The organism is Leisingera sp. M658 (genome assembly GCF_025144145.1).
In the GTDB taxonomy this organism is placed as follows: Bacteria; Pseudomonadota; Alphaproteobacteria; order Rhodobacterales; family Rhodobacteraceae; genus Leisingera.
The window spans coordinates 1,717,845-1,735,851 of the sequence record NZ_CP083546.1; the positions used below are offsets into that span (position 1 = coordinate 1,717,845).

An 18,007-nucleotide genomic window follows, 5' to 3' on the forward strand; every position below is an offset into this window, starting at 1 on the left:
GAGAACAAGAGCTAAATAGCCAACATGTCGATCTGGGAATACGCCAATCCAAAGAAGTTCCTGACCACCACCGAAAAGGTGATGCCGGTCTTGTGGATCAGTTCTGCCGTGCTGATCAGCGCGGGGCTGATCTGGGGCTTTTTCTTCACGCCTGACGATTACCGCCAAGGCTCCACTGTCAAGATCATCTTCCTGCATGTGCCTGCCGCGCTGATGGCCATTAACGCGTGGTTCATGATGCTTGTGACTTCGCTGGTCTGGGTGATCCGCCGCCATCACGTCAGCGCGCTGGCCGCCCGTGCTGCGGCGCCCGTGGGTATTGTAATGACGGTTATCGCGCTGATAACCGGTGCGATCTGGGGCCAGCCGATGTGGGGCACCTGGTGGGCCTGGGATCCGCGCCTCACGTCTTTCCTGGTGCTGTTCCTGTTCTACCTCGGCTACATTGCCCTGTGGGAGGCGATCGACAATCCCGACACCGCCGCGGACCTGACCTCAATTCTGTGCCTGGTGGGGTCGGTCTTTGCGGTGCTCAGCCGCTATGCAGTGAACTTCTGGAACCAGGGGCTGCATCAGGGCGCGTCGCTGAGCCTTGATGAAAAGGAAAACGTGGCTGATGCGTTCTCCAATCCGCTTTATGTCTGCATGGCGGGGTTTGTGCTGTTGTTCATTGCACTGGTGTTCTACCGCACTGGTACCGAAATCCGCGCCCGCCGCATCAAGGCATTGATGGCGCGCGAACGGCTGGAGGCCTGATGCCCGATCTTGGAAAATACGCCGATACGGTGCTGTCGGCCTATGGTGCCTCGCTGCTGCTGCTGCTGGCGCTGGTGGTGCTGACGATCCTGCGCGGCCGCAAGGTGCGCCGGGAAATGGAAACCCTGGAAACCCGGATGAAGCGCAATGGCTAAGATCTCTCCGCTGATGGCGGTCCCCGGTATCGTGTTTGCGGGTTTTGTCGGCCTTGCCCTGGTGGGCATGTTCCGCGAAGACCCCAACAGCCTGCCGTCCGCGCGCGAAGGCCAGCCCGCGCCGCCGCTAGCGCTGGACGAATTTCCTGGCAAGGAGATGTTCACAGACGAAACCCTGCGCGATGGCAGTGTGAAGCTGGTGAATTACTGGGCAAGCTGGTGCGCGCCCTGCCGGGCCGAGCATCCGAACCTGGAAGCGCTGTCCAACGAGGGCATCCCGGTTTACGGCATCAACTACAAGGACCAGCTGGCCAATGCCGAGGCCTTTTTGAATGAGCTAGGCGACCCTTACGCAGCGATTGGCCGCGACGAGAAGGGCCGCATGGCCATCGACTGGGGTGTGTACGGCGTGCCGGAAACCTATGTGGTGGACGGTGAAGGCAAAATTGTGCTGCGTTGGGCCGGACCGATTACCCAGCGGGTGATCGAAAACACTCTGCGCCCGGCGATGGAAAAGGCGGCAGGTCAGTAAACAGGCGGCAGCGCCTTAGCCAGGATCATGCAGGGTGAAACTGCGGAAGTCCGGTTCCTTTGACGACAGCGCAAAGGCAAGCGTTAGGTCTTCCTGCCTGGAACGCCAAATCAGATACTCGCTGAACGCCTCCGCGCAGGTCCATCTTTGAAAGACCGAAATCTCGTCCCGGTCCGGGGCGAGCAGGGTTTCGGCTTGTTGGCATTCCGGAAAACCGCGAGCCGCCTCCACCATCTTTTTCACAAGAACTGCCAGCTCGGTGTATTTACCGGGCAGCGGGTGCAGTTGAATGATCACAGCTTCCGTCACGAAACGCTCCATGTTCAGCGGGCTGGGCCAGCTTGACGGGCAACTGGAAATTTCTGGTAAATTTGCGCAAAAGTCAGCCGAAGATGCTGAGATCCAGCGCCAGGCCTGTTCCCAGCCAGATCGCGTGATCCCGATGATCCGCCAGGGCGTCACCGGTTTCCGGATGGGCAAAGACAATCAGGCCATCGCGGTTCAATGCCAGCCAAGGCAGCAACTTGGAAAACTGCTCCGGGCTGGCCGCCAGCTGGCAGGACCATTTGGGGTGCGGTCCGACGGGTTTTTCATGCATGCGCCCCATCTCTGCTCCAAAGAGTTCGGCAGCACGCTGGCAAAGAGCGCGGGCCTGCACTGCGGTGTTTTCATCAAAGTAGATGTGGGCGTGATAGCCTGTGATGCTGTCTGTGTGTTTCATGCCACCACTTTTTTCAAAGGTGTGTGCCCAAGGCAATCTGCAGATTGCGAACAGCCAGTGTGCAATGCAACGCGGAACCCGGCGGCACGGGCGCCATGCCGCGCTTTCAATACGAAGGCCGGGGTCTTATGGCACCGAAAAAGTCCGGAAATCCTGCTCCCGCCGCATGGTGGCGCTGCGGGCGTCCAGATCGCCGCGGTCGGCACGCCAGACTAAATAGCGCTCCAAATGGTCATTCGACTCCCATAGGTGGAAAACGGCAATTTCAAAACGCGCGCGGTTAATACCGGCATGGGCTTCAATGCAGCCAGGAAAACGTCTGGTTTCCGGAAGCATTTCCAGAACTGCCTCAACGTGTTCGTCAAATGTGTCAACATCCGGGTAAACGACTGCTATTACAGCTTCTTTCATGATATTGGACCCGGTCAATCAAGGAGTGTCGCTAGGGGAAAAGATGTATTCAGGCTTAATGTTTACACAGCTGAACCGGGTGGTATAGCAGGTATTGACACCAGGAATATATCGCTTTGGTTGTGCCTGCGCCAATTCGGAAAGACACTGGCAATGCCATTACAGGTTCTTTCATTTTACTGTGGGATAGGTCGGAAGCATGAGGCAAGCGGGAGCGGTAATTTGCAATCCCGCTAAGCTGGATACCGCCCGTATGGAGAAGGCCAGGAGAGTGGAAAAGCCGACTGGATTCGTCAAAGTGCTGCTGGCATGCTTTGCTGCCCTTAGCGGGTTGGCTGACACTGCGCGTGCCGACTCTGTACTGACATTCTGCTATGATCCCTATCCGCCCTACACGCTGGGATCCGGCGGCATTCCCGACGGCGGGCTGAAGGTCAAGCTGCTGGAGGCCGTGACGGACCGGATTGACGGGCTAAGGGCTGTTGTTGTTCTGCTGCCTTGGCAGCGCTGCCTAGCACAGGCTGAATCCGGGGAGGCCGACGGCATCCTTCCGTTGTTTAAATCCACCGCGCGCGCTTCCTATCTGGCCTTCACTGAGCCGACCTTTCTGCAGACCAACACATTCTGGTACAACCGCGAGCGCTATCCGCAAGGGCTGGATCTTGACGAAGGATATGCGCGGATTTCCCGGCTGCGGCTGGGGATGGTGAACGGCAGCGTGATTGATCAGGAGATGGAACGCGCCTTTGAAAACAACAACCGGATCGTTCGCGGCGGCGATGTGGAAGGCCTGATGCAAATGCTGCTGTTTGGTCAGCTTGACCTGGTCGCAATTGATGACGCGGTCGGGCGCTACCACGTCGTGCAAAACGGCTGGCAGGACAGAATTGCGTCTGTTGCAACTCCGATTTCCAGCACCTATTCGCACTTTGGCCTGTCGCGGAGTGCCGGCGCAGATGCCTATTTGAACGTGTTCAACCGGGTGATTTCCGAACTGCAGGCAGATGGCACGATTGCTGAGATCCTGAGCAGCACCATCGCTCCGTAGCCGGGACTGTCTGCAGCATCCCTGACATAAAAAGGGCGCCCGGCGGGGGCGCCCTTTCACATTTTCGCTTAACTGTAGTCTTACGACTTGGCCAGGTTCCGCAGCACATAGTGCAGCACGCCGCCATGTTCGATGTATTCGATCTCGGGTGCGGTATCGATACGGCACTTCAGTGTGATCTCTTTCACAGAACCGTCCGCCATTGTGATTGCGCAGGGCACTTCTTGCAGCGGCTGGATGGTGTCCAGCCCGCTGATCGACACGGTTTCCTCACCGGTCAAGCCCAGCGATTTGCGGCTGTCGCCGCCGGTGAATTCAAACGGGATCACACCCATGCCAACCAGGTTGGACCGGTGGATACGCTCAAAGCTTTCAGCGATCACAGCCTTGACGCCCAAGAGCGCGGTGCCTTTGGCCGCCCAGTCGCGCGAGGAGCCCGCGCCGTACTGTTCGCCGCCGAACACCACCAGCGGAGTGCCTGCTTCCTGATGCGCCATCGAGGCATCAAAGATCGAGGTCTGTTCGCCATCGGGGCCTTTGGTATAGCCACCCTCAACGCCGTCCAGCATCTCGTTCTTGATGCGGATGTTGGCAAAGGTGCCGCGCATCATGATCTCGTGGTTGCCGCGGCGCGAACCGTAGGAGTTGAACTCGCGCGGCTGTACCTGACGTTCCAGCAGATACTGGCCTGCGGGCGTGGTGGTCGCGAACGAACCCGCGGGCGAGATGTGGTCGGTGGTGACCATGTCGCCCAGAACCGCCAGAACCTTGGCGTCCTTAATGTTCGAGATGGTGCCCGGCTCGGTGCCCATGCCCTGGAAGTAGGGCGGGTTCTGGATGTAGGTCGAGGTTGCGGGCCAGTCATAGGTTTCCGCATCGGTGGTCTCCACCGCCTGCCATTTTTCGTCGCCTTTGAAGACGTCAGCGTATTTCGACAGGAACGCCTCGCGGGTGACGGTCTGCTCAACCAGTTCCGCAACTTCCTGGGTCGAGGGCCAGATGTCTTTCAGGTAGACGTCATTGCCGTTCTTGTCCTGAGCGATGGGATCGGACGCCAGGTTGATGTCCATGGTGCCGGCCAGCGCATAGGCCACCACCAGCGGCGGCGAGGCCAGGTAGTTGGCGCGCACGTCAGGCGAGATGCGGCCCTCAAAGTTGCGGTTGCCCGACAGCACCGAAGTTGCCACCAGATCGCCCTCGGCAATCGCCTCGGAAATTTCCTGCTGGATCGGACCGGAGTTGCCGATGCAGGTGGTGCAGCCGTAGCCCACCAGGTTGAAGCCGACCTTGTCCAGATCCTCCTGCAGGCCAGCGGCCTCCAGATAGGCGGACACGACCTGCGAACCCGGTGCCAGCGAGGTCTTGACCCAGGGCTTGCGGTCCAGGCCAAGGGCGGCTGCCTTGCGCGCGACCAGGCCAGCGCCGATCATCACATAGGGGTTCGAGGTGTTGGTGCACGACGTGATCGAAGCGATCACGACCTTGCCCGATTCCATGGTGTAGTCCTCGCCCTTGACGGCGACTTCCTTGCCCATCGGACGCTTGAAGGTCTCTTCCATCTCTTTCGAGAAGGCGGATTTGGCACCGGTCAGTGCGACATAATCCTGCGGGCGTTTCGGGCCGGAAATCGCCGGAACGATGCTGCCCATGTCCAGCGACAGAGTGTCGGTGTAGACCGGCGCATAGTCCGCACCGCGCCAGAAACCGTTTTCCTTGGCGTAGGCTTCGACCAGCGCGATACGGTCTTCGTCGCGGCCGGTATTGCGCAGGTAGCGCAGGGTCTCATTGTCAATCGGGAAGAAACCGCAGGTGGCGCCGTATTCGGGCGCCATGTTGGCGATGGTGGCGCGGTCTGCGAGCGGAAGACGGTCCAGGCCAGTGCCGTAAAATTCGACGAACTTGCCAACCACGCCCTTGGCGCGCAGCATTTCCACCACTTTCAGCACCAGGTCGGTGCCGGTGGTGCCCTCAAGCATCTGGCCGGTCAGCTCAAAACCGATGACCTCGGGGATCAGCATCGAAATCGGCTGGCCCAGCATCGCGGCCTCGGCCTCGATCCCGCCAACACCCCAGCCCAGCACGGCCGCGCCGTTCACCATGGTGGTGTGGCTGTCGGTGCCAACCAGGGTATCCGGATAGGCGACCTCATCCCCGTTCTGATCCACATCGGTCCAGACGGTTTGCGACAGGTATTCCAGGTTGACCTGATGGCAGATGCCGGTGCCCGGCGGCACAACGCGGAAGTTGTTGAACGCGTTCTGGCCCCACTTCAGGAACTGGTAGCGCTCCATGTTGCGCTCATACTCGCGGTCCACGTTCATCTGGAACGCGCGCGGGTTGCCGAATTCGTCAATCATAACCGAGTGGTCGATGACCAGATCAACGGGGACCAGCGGGTTGATCTTGGCAGCCGAGCCTTTCAGCCCCACGATGCCGTCGCGCATGGCAGCCAGATCGACAACGGCGGGAACGCCGGTGAAATCCTGCATCAGCACGCGGGCCGGGCGGTATGCAATCTCACGCGGGTTCTTGCCGCCATTGGCACCCCATTCGGCAAACGCCTTGATGTCGTCGGTGGAGACGGAAAAGCCGCCATCCTCAAAGCGCAGCATGTTTTCCAGCACCACCTTCAGCGCGGCGGGCAGCTTGGAGAAATCGCCAAAGCCTGCTTCGGTGGCTGCGGGGATGGAATAATAAGAGATCGACTTGCCGTTGACGCTGAGCGTTTTGCGCGCTTTGGCATTGTCTTGTCCGACGGTGATAGGCATGTTTGGCCTCCCTCAAGGATTTGAAATCGGGGAATTCGCTGCCTGCTAAATGCATGAGGAAGATTAAGCATTCAATAGCCCAATCGCCGCAGGGGGCACTTTTGTATGCAATAGTACACATTTTTTGCGGTGCAACGGGCCTGCTCCGTTCAATCCCGGCTCAAAAATGATTGATTGGCGTATTTGCAGGCACATCTTTAGACCAGAAGCCTAACAAACGAAGCGGGCGATTCATGAAACTTCTGGCGTCGATCATTGCAGCTTGGGGCCTGGCCCTGCCGGTATACGGCCAATCCGCAGCGGAACCTGTGGTGGTGGAGCTTTACACGTCGCAAGGGTGTTCGTCCTGCCCGCCGGCCGATGCACTGCTGCATGAGCTGGCTGCACGCGACGATGTGCTGCCGCTGGCGCTGCATGTGGACTATTGGGATTACATCGGCTGGAAGGATCAATTTGCCAAGCCGTCCCATACCAAGCGGCAAAAGGGCTATGCGCATGCGGGCGGGCGCAGGATGATCTATACGCCGCAGATGATCATCATGGGGCAGGATGATGTGGTCGGCGCCGATGGAATGAAGGTGGCCGATGCCATCGGCAAACACCAATCCCAGCCGCGTCCGGTGTCGCTATCGGTTGAGCGGAAGGGGGAGGATCTGGTGATCCGGCTGCAGCCACGGGCGCAGATGGGGGAGGTGAGGCTGCTGGTGCAGCTGGTACGCTATACGCCCGAAAGATCCGTCAATATCACCCGCGGTGAACTGGCCGGTAAAACCTTGAGCTATGCCAATGTGGTGGAAGACTGGCAAATCGCAGCGGAATGGGACGGGGCAGGGGATCTGGAACTGTCAGTCCCGGTTCCGGGCCGCCAGCCTGCTGCCGTCGTGGTGCAAGAAGCGCCCTTTGGCCGGATCATAGCCGCTGCCCGTGCCGAGTAGCAGCCTGGGTCAGCCCGCCTCGGGATTTGCCTTCCTGCCGGGTTTGGGCAGTGGAACATAGGGTTTCCAGCGGCGGTGGATCCAGAACCATTGGCCGGTGTGCTTGCGCACAATGGCTTCCAGATCCGCGCTGAGGGATTTGGTCATGGTGAGCGGATCGGAATGCGGGATCTCAGCGCTCATCACGATCTCGAAGTCCAGACCGTTGTCCTGCCGCACCGCGTAAACAGGGATGACAGCAGCGCCGAATTTCAGCGCCAGTTCGGCCGGCACGGTAGAGGTTACCGCAGGTTTGCCGAAGAAATCGATCAGCTCTCCGCCCTGGGCGTGAAGATCAGTGACGATTGCCGCGATACCGCCCTTTTTCAAGTGCCGGACAAGCGCGACCATGCCACGCTTTCCCTGTTCGAACAGGGGTTCGCCGTTGCCTTTGATTGCTGCCACGTAATGGTCGTTGAAATAAGGGTTGGCCATCCGGCGGTAAAGCGCACCCATCTCGAAACCGCGGGCAAACAGCGCCGCGCGGGCGGCATCGTAATTGCCGAAATGCGCCGTAGCCAGCAGGACCGGACGCCCTGCTGCACGGGCCTCTTCCAGCGCTTTCAGGCCGGGGCCGGTAATGGGGGCAGCCCTGGCGCGGTCGTGAAAAGGGGCGCCGGCATAGATTTCGGCTATCATCCGGCCCGCATTATCGCTGACGTCCCGGTAAAGCGCGCGGGGATCAATTTCCGCCAGCTCGGGGCTGACAAGATCCAGGTTGCTGCGCACCCGCTTTTCGAACCCGGCCAGCCGGCCCATAGCTGTCACCAGCCGGCCCATCATGGGCACCCTCAACCCATAAGGGATCAGCCGCGTGCCAACCAGCAGCCCGCGCAGAAACAGGTTGCTGCCATAATATTTGACATGGCTCCAGGTGGAGAGCTCGGAAGGATCTACGGGCATGGCGTCTGGATGGCTGCGGCGCGGGAATGCGCCCGGAAGCCCGCATCATACGCAGCTGGACCGGCAGGTACAAGCCGCTCGCAGGCGCGGGCAGAATGGTCTGCGCGCCTGCCGTCCCGGCGCAAGTTGCGGATCTTAGCCGCCGTCCTCCTCATCCTCGTCGGATTTCAGATCAATCTCGCCTGTTGCCACCAAATCGCGCATCGCCGAGATGATCATGCTGAACGCAGCCTCGCCATCGCTGCGCTTGACCTTGCCGCGCTCGCCCACTTCCTCGCGGATATTGTCTGCCATCCGGCTGGACATGTTCTTGAGCAGGAATTCGTTGGTTGCCACGTCTTCCTCGTCGGTGGCAAAGGCCATGGCCGTGACCAGATCCGGCTGCGACAGCACCCGCATCAGCTTGGGCACGTCGATCGGCTGCATCCGTTCACCGATCAGCGCATAGGTGAAGATCGCCTTGCGCACCTTGGTGGCAAAATCCTCATCCTCTTCATCCAGCGCTGTCAGCACTTCATCACGTTTGGCTGCCGCCGCTTCGGTCAGAATGCCGCCAAGACGCTGGCCCGGAGTCTCATCAAAGGCGAGATCGGGCCGGGCTTCGACCTGAGCGGCAAGCGACAGGCCGATCCGGTCCACGGTGTCGGGCGTCACATTGGCGGTGTGGCTGACGGCATAGGTGATGCGGCGGGCAATCGGGCCGGGCAGATGCACCAGCATTTGCGCCGCTTTGGCGGTGTCCAGCTTGGACAGCAGAACCGCGGCCACTTCGGTGCTTTCCGCCTCGGCCAGACCTGCCAGATCTTCGGGCGGCAGCTGTTTCAAGCGCTCCCATGGGTCACCGAACTGGCGCACACCGGCTTCCTTGCGCAGGCGGCTGTGGGTGTGGCGGCTGATCTTGCCTTGCATCGCATTCAGCGCACCGGCCAGGCCATTGGGGAAATGCAGGCCAACGTTGTCCAGCAGATCGGCAAATTCGCCGACCACCGTATTCAGCGTATCGCGATCGACAATGCTCATCTTGCCCATCTGCTGGGTCAGCTCCAGCTGCAAGTCGTCCGGCAGCTCCTCCAGCGGGATTTCTGCGCCTTCATTTAGCAGCAGCCGGACGATAATTGCGGCCTTTGCCTTGCCGCTCAGCCCGCTGCCGCCCCCGCCGCCCAGAGGGGCCGGGGCTCCGAACCCGCCCAGGTCCGGCCCGCCTGAAGCCATCGGAAGCGCCAGCAAATTGTCTTGAGGCATTCTCGCACCCTACCAAAGATTCTTCTTGATCATCGAGGGCAGGATAGGCCGCAAGCCGTAAAGAAAGGCTGAAGCTAGTAGCTGTAAGTTGCACCTGTTTCCAAGGCGTTGCGCAGCGAAGCTTCGGCCCAGGTGCCATCACCGCCCCGTGCCTTGATCTCTTTCCACTGTATCAGGGCCGCGCCGTATTTCCCCTGATTCACAAGGCCTTGGCCCATATAGGAGCGGGCAAGTATGTTATCCGGATCCTGTTCAAGCGCCTGATCGTAATAGGCCTGCGCCAATTCCAAATTTCCCAGTTTGCGGTGGGTGAAACCCCAATAGGTCAGCACCAGGGTATCCTGCTGGTCCGGCGCCGCGCTCAGCACTGCCTGTGCATCCTGCTGGCGGCCCGCATAGGCCAGCTCGCGCGCCGCATTCAACAGGTCCTGCTGGTTCAGGGACGATTTCTTGGGCCGCACGCAGCGTTTCTTGTTTGGGTCCCAGATCCGCTTGCCCTTGCAGGTCTTGGTGGTCTCGGAAGGTTTCGGCGGGTTCCAGTCATTGCCGCCTGCGGCATAAGCCGTCATCGGCAGGGTCAAGGCAGCGGCGAGAGCAAAATAACGCATGTCGTCATCTCCTGATGCATGAAATCGTGATCAACGTACCCTTACAACCCGCAGGCCGGCCAATTTATTCACATCAAAACTGCGGGAGATGAAAATAGTTCAGAAATCATTCAGTCGGCAAGCGGTTGTGCAAAGGCGGTTGAGAACCGCGCCAGAAGGAGTTCAAACCGGATCTTTCTTTTCTTCGTCCCAGCCTTAGAGATGCAGCAGCTCCCGACGGCACCAATGTGCCAAGGTGGGTCTGCAACGATCCACAAAGGAGAGCGGTCACGCCGGAGATTAATACGGTCGAACTCGATCTGGCCAAGAATGTGTTTCAGGCCCGACAGGCAGATAGAGCGGAACAGCCTGTTCCGCGCAAGAAGCTGCGGTGGGGTCAGGTGCAGGCCTTCTTCAGCGAGTTGCTGCCCTATGTTTTCTAGATGAGAGACTGCGGTGGCGCGCATCACTTGGGCCGCGGGATCAGCATGCCAGGCCACGATGCACGCCTGATCCCGCCTGCAAATGTCAAACCCTTCGTCAAGCAAGAGAAGAACGATGCCGCCGATGCCCCGGAAAGCGGTCTGCCAGCTAGTGCGATCCCCACACTCAAGGTGCTGATCGCGGCCTTGACCCGGATGGAGGCAGAGATTGCCAAGCTCAATGCCGGGCTTCGGCCCGCTGATCTCTACGGCCATCGCCACCCTTGCGCTGCCGCCTGGGACGTTCCCCAAGGCCCGCGATTTTGCGGCTTGGCCCAGCCTCACGCGCCGACAGCATTCGACAGGCAGCAAACAGCGGCTGGGGGCTGCGACGAGGTACAACTTCACGAACTGGCCTTCGTACAGCGAGCCATTGATGCACCATTGGTTCGAGCACAATGGCGAGCGCACTAAAGCAACGCGGATTGCTTTCGGTCTTGATTGATCCCGGGATGATCTGGGTGCCGCCACCAAGCGGCAAACGGGGTCGGCTGCGGCAATTCAGTGACGTATCAATCCAGACGTGCCTGACCACTGCCCGGCATCAAAGCTGAGGATGAAGGCGGGCGGCTTGAAGCGCCACACCTGGCGCAAGATACACATCGGTATCGATGAGGAAACACTGGAAGTCCGGGCGATTGAGGTCACCAGCAGCAACATCGGTGACGCGCCCTTGTTGCCTGAACTGCTGAGCCAATTCCCGCCAGAGCTGGGCATTGAACGGTCACCGCTGCCGGGGCCTACGACACGCGCAAATGCCGCGACGCGATTGCAGCTCGCAATGCTCATGCTGTCATTCCACCGCGCAAGTACGCCAAGCCGTGAAAACCCGCAACTGCCGGAGCTACCACCCGAAGCGCGGCGGTCAACGCGTCGCGGTTCCTCGGCCGCGAGCTGTGGCGGCGATGGAGTGGATTTCACCGTAGGAGCCGCGTCGAGATATGAGCCGGATCAGAAAACGATCCGGGGAACCGTTTTCCGGGTGATTGGATGAACTGCCTGAAACCGTTGGGCCAGTCGTTGATGGCACGGGACTTCGAACGCCATGCTGCGAAAATCCAGGTCCGCGTTGCCGCGCTCATTCGCTACACCGCTCTGAGCATATCTGTCACAGAGCCCGTAGGGTAAGCCCGTCCGGGGAAAGGGGGAGTCTGCCCGTCATCCGATTTGCGCAACAAAGCCGTTTAGGTTCACCGTGGACTTCCGGATGCGCATCAGCTCAATCAGCAACCTGGCCCGCAAATGGATATTCAGCAAAGGGCGGCTGATGGGGCGCCGTTCGGTTTTGTAAAATACTCCAAACTGGACTGCCGCACCCCGCCGGGGCCGATGTCCCGGGCGGCGAGAGGGTTTTTCAAGTCGCTGGTCAGGAAGTCAACCTCGTCGTAGATGGCCGGTTTATTCTCGCGGTAGGCCAGATCCAGACCCAAGGCCGTCCCTTTGCCAAGGATCAGATTGCCGCTGTGAAGGTCGCCTTGGAAAGGCACGCGGTTGCAGGAGGCGGCCTGAAACTGTTGTGATTGACCATGGAGCTGTTCCGGAAATGCAGAGTAGTGATCCGGTTGCGCGCAAACATCGTCACCAGCCGCTAGTTTGTCAATTTCGGTTAAAACCCAGTTCATCCAGATGTTTTGCGGTTCGCAAGGCTGGTATTTAGGAAGATGGTAAAGCCATTTTCCGCAACGCCGGAAACCTGATTGGCCTGTGCTTGTGATTGCGAGGTCCGCAAGGCATCCGAGGCGGTCCGGCCTTCGGCAAATTTGGTGATCTGAAAGTTCTTGTCTGCTCACAGGTAGACTGGGCCGGCAACCTCGCAGCCATCTGCCGCCGTGAAACGGGGGCGGAGCTGTTCGAACGGGCGGAACTCCCTTTCGATCCATGGGGTGCTGGAATTGACGTCTTTCTTGAGGATCAGAACGGTGCCGCTCTCATGCATGAGGGAGAACACCATCTGCTGCCGTCCCGGATCAGTGGACTAATGGATACAATTTACGCTGAAACAGCATTCCGGGCCTATGGCCGCCTGAAATTACTGCAGGTGGCGCCGGATCAGGGCTTCGCCAAATTCTGCAAACAATTGCATGGGCGGTATGAGCGATGCCTGGGTTAAGGTTTCTGTACCATTCCCTTTCAGGTGCAGGATGAACCCCGGATGAAGAAACGCCCCGCCATGCTGACGGGGCGTTCACATTGGTTTCCAGGAGCCGGTTTACTCGCCGAACACCCGGCGGAAGATCGTGTCGACATGTTTGGTGTGATAGCCCATGTCGAATTTCTCGTTGATCGCCTCTTTGCCAAGGGCCGCAACCACATCGGTATCCGCAAGCAGCAGTTCGCGGAAATCAACCCGGTCTTCCCAGACTTTCAAGGCGTTGCGCTGTACCATGGCATAGGCGTCTTCGCGGTTGACGCCGGCCTGGGTCAGTGCCAGCAGCACCCGCTGCGACATTACCAGACCTGGGAATTTGTTCATGTTGTCCAGCATGTTCTCGGGGAACACCAGCATCTTGTCGATGACACCTGCCAGACGGTGCAGGGCAAAGTCGAGGGTGACGGTGGCATCGGGGCCGATGCCGCGTTCCACGGAGGAGTGGGAGATATCGCGCTCATGCCACAGCGCCACGTTTTCCATTGCGGGCACAACGGTCATGCGGACCAAGCGCGCCAGGCCGGTCAGGTTTTCGGTCAGAACCGGGTTCTTCTTGTGCGGCATCGCCGAGGAGCCTTTCTGGCCCATCGAGAAGAATTCGGCACCCTCCAGCACCTCGGTGCGCTGCATGTGGCGGATTTCCACAGCAACGTTTTCGATCGAGGATGCGATGACGCCAAGGGTGGCAAAGAACATCGCATGACGGTCGCGCGGGATTACCTGGGTCGAGATCGGCTCAGGCCGCAGGCCCAGCTGTTCGCAGACGTGATCCTCGACCACGGGGTCAACATTGGCGAAGGTGCCGACGGCGCCGGAGATCGCGCCGGTGGCGACTTCCCAGCGGGCTTTTTCCAGACGGTTCTTGTTGCGGTCCATTTCGGCATAGAAACGGGCAAAGGTCAGACCCATGGTGGTAGGTTCGGCATGGATGCCGTGGCTGCGGCCGACGCGCACGGTGTTCTTATGCTCCAGCGCGCGTTTCTTCAGCGCCGCCAGCAGCTTGTCCATGCCGTCCAGCAGAATGTCGGCGGCACGCACCAGCTGCACGTTCAGGCAGGTGTCCAGCACATCAGACGAAGTCATGCCCTGATGCACAAAGCGGGCTTCTTCAGAGCCGACATGCTCAGCAAGGTGGGTGAGGAAGGCGATAACGTCGTGCTTGGTGACGGCTTCAATCTCGTCAATGCGGGCGACGTCGAATTCGACGTCCTTGGCTTTCCACACGGCATCAGCGTTTTCGCGCGGGATCACGCCGAGGTTGGCCATGGCTTCGCAGGCATGGGCCTCGATCTCGTACCAGATCTTGAATTTGGTTTCGGGCGACCAGATGGCGACCATTTCAGGGCGGGCATAGCGCGGGATCATGGGCGAAAGCACCTTTATGTGATTGTGCAGCAGATGCCGGGCCTATTAGATCAGGTAAGGCGTGACAGCAAGGCTGGGAGACGGACATGAGGCACATTGCCCTGATGATTGCGGTATCATTGACCGTTTCGCCGCTTGCGGCGGCGGAATGGCGGGCGTTGAGCGGAGAGGACGTGCAAGCCGCGCTGGCAGGGCGCAAGCTGGTCTATGGCAGCGGCGCCTGGCAGGAGTTCCGGACGTCGGGACGGACGTTGTACAATGCTGGTCATGACAGCTGGGGCTACTGGGGTGTGCGGGACGGTAAATACTGCTCCACCTGGCCGCCGTCGGACCTGTGGGCCTGTTTTGTTTTGGAAAGCGATGGAGCGGCATTGCGGTTTGTGGATGAAAGCGGAGGCATCACTGCTGGCCGCTACTCTGAATAACAGCAGGGGCGGTCTCCCGCCTGCGCTGCGGCCTTCTGGCGAAGGCCTGCCGCAGTTGGGCCCGGCGCCGCGCCTTGGCGCGGCGCCGGGCCCAAGGCCGCTGCCGTTGCAGGTTTCCTGCAACGGCCGGGCGCGGGAGATCCTGGAATATTGAAAGTTACGCAGTCGCCGCCTGGGGGGTGGTCTCCAGATGCGTCACCACTTTGGCGCCGCTCTCCAGTGTCCGGTGCACCGGGCATCTGTCTGCAATCTCCATCAGCTTGGCCCGCTGCTCCCCGCTCAAAGGGCCGCAGAGGTGGATCACACGGGTGAACTGGTCGATTTTGGCAGGTCCCGTCGGCTGGGCATCCTGGGCGTGCACCTTGTCATGGCTGACATCTACGCTGATCCCCTCCAACGGCCAGCCCTTGCGGCGGGCATACATGCGCAGCGTCATCGAAGTGCAGGCGCCCAGCCCCGCCGCCACAAAGCCGTAAGGCGACATGCCGCGATTGGTGCCGCCATAGGCCAATGGCTCATCCGCAAAGGTGTGGTGATAGGGACCGGATTGCACATCCTGCAGGAACCCCTCCGGGTCCGCCTCGGTCACCCGCAGGATGCCTTCGGGGGCACCGGGCGGCGGCGCGGGCGGGGCCATTCTGACATAGCGCCCGGCCCAGGCGGCAATCACCTCGGCGGCATATTCCGCATCCGCAGCACGGCTGATCAGGTGATCGGCATCATCCAGGGTGACAAAGCTTTTGGGGTGTTTGGCCGCGGCAAAGATCGAGGCCGCATTGTCGATGCTTACTGTTTCATCCCGCGGGGCATGCAGCACCAGCAGTGCAGCCTTGAGGCCGGTAATTGCAGGCTCCAGCGCTTCGGCGTTGATATCGTCGACGAATTCCCTGCCAATGACAAAAGGCCGCCCGCCCAGGCAGACTTCTGCACGGCCTTTGGCTTCAATCTCGGGCAAGGCAGCGTCGAAGTGGTGCGAGACATGGCCGGGATCAAACGGCGCGCCCAGTGTCACCACGCCTTTGACAGACGGGATGCCTGCCCGCGCCCGCAGCACCGCCGCGCCGCCCAGGGAATGGCCGATTAGCAACGAGGGCGCCATGCCGCGCGAGGCCAAATATTGCGCCGCCATGATCAGATCCGCGACATTAGAGCTGAAGGAGGTGTTTTCGAACTCCCCTTCGGAATGCCCCAATCCGGTAAAGTCGAACCGCAGCACCGCGATCCCCATCGCCGCCAGCCGCCCGGCAATCCGCCGTGCCGCCGGGATATCTTTGGAGCAGGTGAAGCAATGGGCAAAGAGCGCCGTTGCAAGGACCGGTCCCTCGGGCAGATCAAGGCGGGCAGCAAGGGGTGTTCCGGCATGGCCGGGAAAGGAGATGCGTTCAGCGGGCATGGGCGTGGCCTTTGTTGGGTGTTCTGCATAGATTGAGCGCGCAATGAGCCCTGAACAAGGCGGCAGCCCGCAACGTCACGGGAAGGTGAAGGCAGATGAGCGCAATAACTCTGAGCGGCGTTGGATATTACAAACCCCGGACAGCCCGTGACCGGAAAATGTGGCGGCATTTGCGGAAGTTTTGCGAAAGCGAGCCTCAGGCCTTTGGCCGCAATGCTGAGACCGGCCATGTGACCGGATCAGCCTTTGTGATGTCACCGGACATGAAATGCGTTCTGCTTACCCATCACCGGAAGCTGGACCGCTGGCTGCAGTTGGGCGGCCATTGCGATGGCATTGCCGACGTGCCTTTTGTCGCGCTGAAAGAAGCTTATGAGGAAAGCGGGCTGTCCCGGATCAAGCCGTTGTCCGGCCAGGTGTTTGATGTGGATATTCACGAAATCCCGCAAACTGCGAAGGACCGCGCGCATCTGCATTATGATGTGCGTTATCTGTTTCAGGCGGAGGCCGGGGAAATTGCGGTGAGCGGGGAATCCCATACGCTGGCCTGGGTGCCGCTGGACCGGCTGCAGGAGGTGACGGAGTCACCGGGTGTTTTGGTGCTGCGCGAAAAGCTGGCGCTGTTCTTAAGCGGAGGCGCCTGACGGCGCCGCAGGGTATCCCGGCCCCGCCTGTACAGGCGGGGCCGGCAGTTCAGGTCAGGCTTCCCCCATGAGTGCCTTGTCGAACGGGTATTTGGTCAGGTTCTCGTAGCCGTCCTCAGTGATCAGCACCTGGTCTTCCAGCTTGATCGAAAAATCGCCGCCTTCGGGGGAGATCAGCGCTTCGACACACAGAACCATGCCCGGTTCCAGGTCATAGTCAAAGGCGCCCTCGACCATCTGGTCCGGATAAGCAACCAGCGGCCATTCATCGCACAGTCCAACGCCGTGCATCATGCAGCCGTATTTCTGCTTTTGGAACTGCGCATCCAACACATGGCAGCCGCGTGACAGTTCCTGGATGTTCACGCCGGGTTTCAGCATCTCCATATTGTGGCGAATGTGTTCGACGCCGTGCTGCATGGCATAGACCATATCGGCGCGGGGTTTTTCATCGCCGATCCACCAGCTGCGCGAGATATCGATGCAGATCCCGTAGGACCCCACCAGATCGGTGTCAAAACTGATCATCTCATTGTTCTGGATAATACGGGGGCCGCACTCCTGGAACCAGGGGTTGGTGCGCGGGCCGGAGGCCAGCAGCCGGGTTTCGATCCACTCGCCGCCGCGACGGATGTTTTCCGCGTGCAGCACCGCCCAGACGTCGTCTTCCGAGATATCGCCGCCGGGCACCTTTTCGCGGGCGAACCGTTCCATCGCGGCCACTGCGGTTTCGCAGGCGTGATGGGCGCAGCGCATTGCCAGGATCTCGTCCGGGCCTTTCACCGCGCGGCATTTTTCGGTCAGCTCTTCGCCGGGGAGGATCTCCAGGCCTTGCGCCTCCAGCGCGCGCAGCCCGTGCAGCATGACCTTGTCCACTGCCAGGCGCTTGTTGCTGCCGCTGTGTTCCTCCAGCAGTTTGCGCACCTCATTGGAGAACACATCCGCCGCCACATCCACCTTGTCGCCGCGGTCGAAGTAAAACAGGTCCGCACCAGCGCGCTGTTCGCGCACCAGCGGGTTGAATTCGCTGAGGAAAGGCGACTGTTTGTAATCCCACAGCACCATGTAGCCGTCGGCGCAGATCAGCAGGGCGCGGAACGGGTTGTGAGTGTTCCACAGCTGCATGTTGGTGCTGTCGGTGGCATAGCGGATGTTCAGCGGATCAAATACCAGAAGGCCGGCATAGCCGCGGTCGTTGATGAAACGGGTCAGCCGCTCCCAACGGAATTTGCGCATGGCCTGCAGGTCAGGAAGCTGCAGACCGGCCTCGGCCCATTCGCCAAAAGCCAGCTGGGTCGGGCCGATCTCCACCCGGTCATTGTTGTTCGGGGTGTTGTCGCCCAGATTGGCGCCGCGGGTTGGATCTATTTTGCGGATGTCGCGGTAATGCTCGTTCATGCGTGGCCTCCGTCGCTGCACAGGTTTGTCCAGTGTGCAGCCGTCTACTGGCGG

At 60.3% G+C, this 18,007-nt stretch carries 19 protein-coding genes and 2 pseudogenes; 9 read left to right on the top strand and 12 right to left on the bottom strand.

What is annotated here, in order from left to right; genetic code table 11:
• The first annotated feature begins 24 nt into the window (after positions 1 to 24).
• From K3724_RS08585 to K3724_RS08595, 3 genes are read left to right on the top strand one after another with little or no spacing between them, the layout of a single operon-like run.
• Positions 25 to 756 carry a heme ABC transporter permease gene (locus K3724_RS08585; RefSeq protein WP_259991830.1) on the top strand — a complete coding sequence of 244 codons (732 nt, stop codon included), beginning with the start codon at positions 25 to 27 and terminating at the stop codon, positions 754 to 756.
• Positions 756 to 911 (top strand): heme exporter protein CcmD, encoded by a 156-nt coding sequence (gene ccmD / locus K3724_RS08590; protein WP_035920135.1) that lies wholly within the window; start codon positions 756 to 758, stop codon positions 909 to 911. Before K3724_RS08585 ends, ccmD begins: the two co-directional genes overlap by 1 nt.
• Entirely contained in the window at positions 904 to 1,443 is a 540-nt protein-coding gene (locus tag K3724_RS08595) for a DsbE family thiol:disulfide interchange protein (RefSeq protein ID WP_259991833.1), read from the top strand. The genes ccmD and K3724_RS08595 overlap by 8 nt, the downstream gene beginning before the upstream one ends.
• A gap of 15 nt (positions 1,444 to 1,458) precedes the next feature.
• Here K3724_RS08595 and K3724_RS08600 read toward each other — a convergent pair whose 3' ends face one another.
• The 3 genes from K3724_RS08600 to K3724_RS08610 form a co-directional block, all read right to left on the bottom strand.
• Positions 1,459 to 1,764 carry an antibiotic biosynthesis monooxygenase gene (locus tag K3724_RS08600; protein ID WP_259991835.1) on the bottom strand — a complete coding sequence of 102 codons (306 nt, stop codon included), beginning with the start codon at positions 1,762 to 1,764 and terminating at the stop codon, positions 1,459 to 1,461.
• 61 nt (positions 1,765 to 1,825) lie between these two features.
• Complete coding sequence (locus K3724_RS08605; RefSeq protein ID WP_259991837.1) at positions 1,826 to 2,164, bottom strand: DOPA 4,5-dioxygenase family protein; 339 nt, start codon at positions 2,162 to 2,164, stop codon at positions 1,826 to 1,828.
• A gap of 126 nt (positions 2,165 to 2,290) precedes the next feature.
• Complete coding sequence (locus K3724_RS08610) at positions 2,291 to 2,575, bottom strand: antibiotic biosynthesis monooxygenase (protein WP_129371064.1); 285 nt, start codon at positions 2,573 to 2,575, stop codon at positions 2,291 to 2,293.
• A gap of 271 nt (positions 2,576 to 2,846) precedes the next feature.
• Between K3724_RS08610 and K3724_RS08615 the strand changes: the two genes are divergently transcribed.
• Entirely contained in the window at positions 2,847 to 3,623 is a 777-nt protein-coding gene (locus tag K3724_RS08615) for an ABC transporter substrate-binding protein (protein ID WP_259991839.1), read from the top strand.
• Between the two features lie 80 nt (positions 3,624 to 3,703).
• Here K3724_RS08615 and acnA read toward each other — a convergent pair whose 3' ends face one another.
• Positions 3,704 to 6,391 (bottom strand): aconitate hydratase AcnA, encoded by a 2,688-nt coding sequence (acnA, locus tag K3724_RS08620; RefSeq protein WP_259991841.1) that lies wholly within the window; start codon positions 6,389 to 6,391, stop codon positions 3,704 to 3,706.
• A gap of 233 nt (positions 6,392 to 6,624) precedes the next feature.
• Here acnA and K3724_RS08625 point away from each other — a divergent pair, with 233 nt between their 5' ends.
• On the top strand, positions 6,625 to 7,326 hold the full coding sequence (locus tag K3724_RS08625) for a thioredoxin family protein (protein ID WP_259991843.1): 702 nt from the start codon (positions 6,625 to 6,627) through the stop codon (positions 7,324 to 7,326).
• Positions 7,327 to 7,335: 9 nt separating this feature from the next.
• Here the strand turns inward: K3724_RS08625 and K3724_RS08630 are convergent, their stop codons facing one another.
• The 3 genes from K3724_RS08630 to K3724_RS08640 all read right to left on the bottom strand — a co-directional run bounded on the left by K3724_RS08630 (position 7,336) and on the right by K3724_RS08640 (position 10,118).
• On the bottom strand, positions 7,336 to 8,268 hold the full coding sequence (locus tag K3724_RS08630; RefSeq protein WP_259991845.1) for a lysophospholipid acyltransferase family protein: 933 nt from the start codon (positions 8,266 to 8,268) through the stop codon (positions 7,336 to 7,338).
• Between the two features lie 135 nt (positions 8,269 to 8,403).
• A complete protein-coding gene (locus K3724_RS08635) occupies positions 8,404 to 9,510 on the bottom strand; it encodes a flagellar motor switch protein FliG (RefSeq protein ID WP_259991847.1) in 1,107 nt (368 codons plus the stop codon).
• A 74-nt stretch (positions 9,511 to 9,584) separates the two neighbouring features.
• On the bottom strand, positions 9,585 to 10,118 hold the full coding sequence (locus tag K3724_RS08640) for a tetratricopeptide repeat protein (protein WP_259991860.1): 534 nt from the start codon (positions 10,116 to 10,118) through the stop codon (positions 9,585 to 9,587).
• 227 nt (positions 10,119 to 10,345) lie between these two features.
• On the opposite strand from K3724_RS08640, the pseudogene K3724_RS08645 reads away from it, so the two are divergent.
• Both K3724_RS08645 and K3724_RS08650 read left to right on the top strand, forming a co-directional pair.
• A pseudogene (locus K3724_RS08645) lies at positions 10,346 to 10,916 on the top strand (transposase); the annotation flags it as partial.
• Between the two features lie 61 nt (positions 10,917 to 10,977).
• Positions 10,978 to 11,707, top strand: a pseudogene (locus K3724_RS08650) (transposase).
• A 122-nt stretch (positions 11,708 to 11,829) separates the two neighbouring features.
• Here the strand turns inward: K3724_RS08650 and K3724_RS08655 are convergent.
• From K3724_RS08655 to purB, 3 genes are all read right to left on the bottom strand, one after another.
• Positions 11,830 to 12,201, bottom strand: coding sequence for a hypothetical protein (locus tag K3724_RS08655; protein ID WP_259991862.1), 372 nt, complete (start codon positions 12,199 to 12,201; stop codon positions 11,830 to 11,832).
• Positions 12,202 to 12,365: 164 nt separating this feature from the next.
• On the bottom strand, positions 12,366 to 12,530 hold the full coding sequence (locus K3724_RS08660; RefSeq protein WP_259991864.1) for a hypothetical protein: 165 nt from the start codon (positions 12,528 to 12,530) through the stop codon (positions 12,366 to 12,368).
• A gap of 258 nt (positions 12,531 to 12,788) precedes the next feature.
• Positions 12,789 to 14,093, bottom strand: a complete 1,305-nt coding sequence (gene purB, locus K3724_RS08665) for an adenylosuccinate lyase (protein ID WP_259991866.1) — start codon at positions 14,091 to 14,093, stop codon at positions 12,789 to 12,791.
• 86 nt (positions 14,094 to 14,179) lie between these two features.
• Between purB and K3724_RS08670 the strand changes: the two genes are divergently transcribed.
• Positions 14,180 to 14,518: a hypothetical protein gene (locus tag K3724_RS08670; protein WP_259991868.1), complete on the top strand. Its 339-nt coding sequence runs from the start codon at positions 14,180 to 14,182 to the stop codon at positions 14,516 to 14,518.
• 157 nt (positions 14,519 to 14,675) lie between these two features.
• On the opposite strand, the gene K3724_RS08675 is transcribed toward K3724_RS08670, so the two are convergent.
• The gene (locus K3724_RS08675) at positions 14,676 to 15,911 is read right to left on the bottom strand and encodes a bifunctional alpha/beta hydrolase/OsmC family protein (RefSeq protein WP_259991870.1); all 1,236 of its coding nucleotides are present in this window, start codon (positions 15,909 to 15,911) and stop codon (positions 14,676 to 14,678) included.
• A gap of 95 nt (positions 15,912 to 16,006) precedes the next feature.
• Here K3724_RS08675 and K3724_RS08680 point away from each other — a divergent pair, with 95 nt between their 5' ends.
• The gene (locus K3724_RS08680; RefSeq protein ID WP_259991872.1) at positions 16,007 to 16,555 is read left to right on the top strand and encodes an NUDIX hydrolase; all 549 of its coding nucleotides are present in this window, start codon (positions 16,007 to 16,009) and stop codon (positions 16,553 to 16,555) included.
• Between the two features lie 54 nt (positions 16,556 to 16,609).
• Here the strand turns inward: K3724_RS08680 and dddP are convergent, their stop codons facing one another.
• Positions 16,610 to 17,953: a dimethylsulfonioproprionate lyase DddP gene (gene dddP / locus K3724_RS08685; protein WP_259991874.1), complete on the bottom strand. Its 1,344-nt coding sequence runs from the start codon at positions 17,951 to 17,953 to the stop codon at positions 16,610 to 16,612.
• Between the last annotated feature and the right edge of the window lie 54 nt (positions 17,954 to 18,007).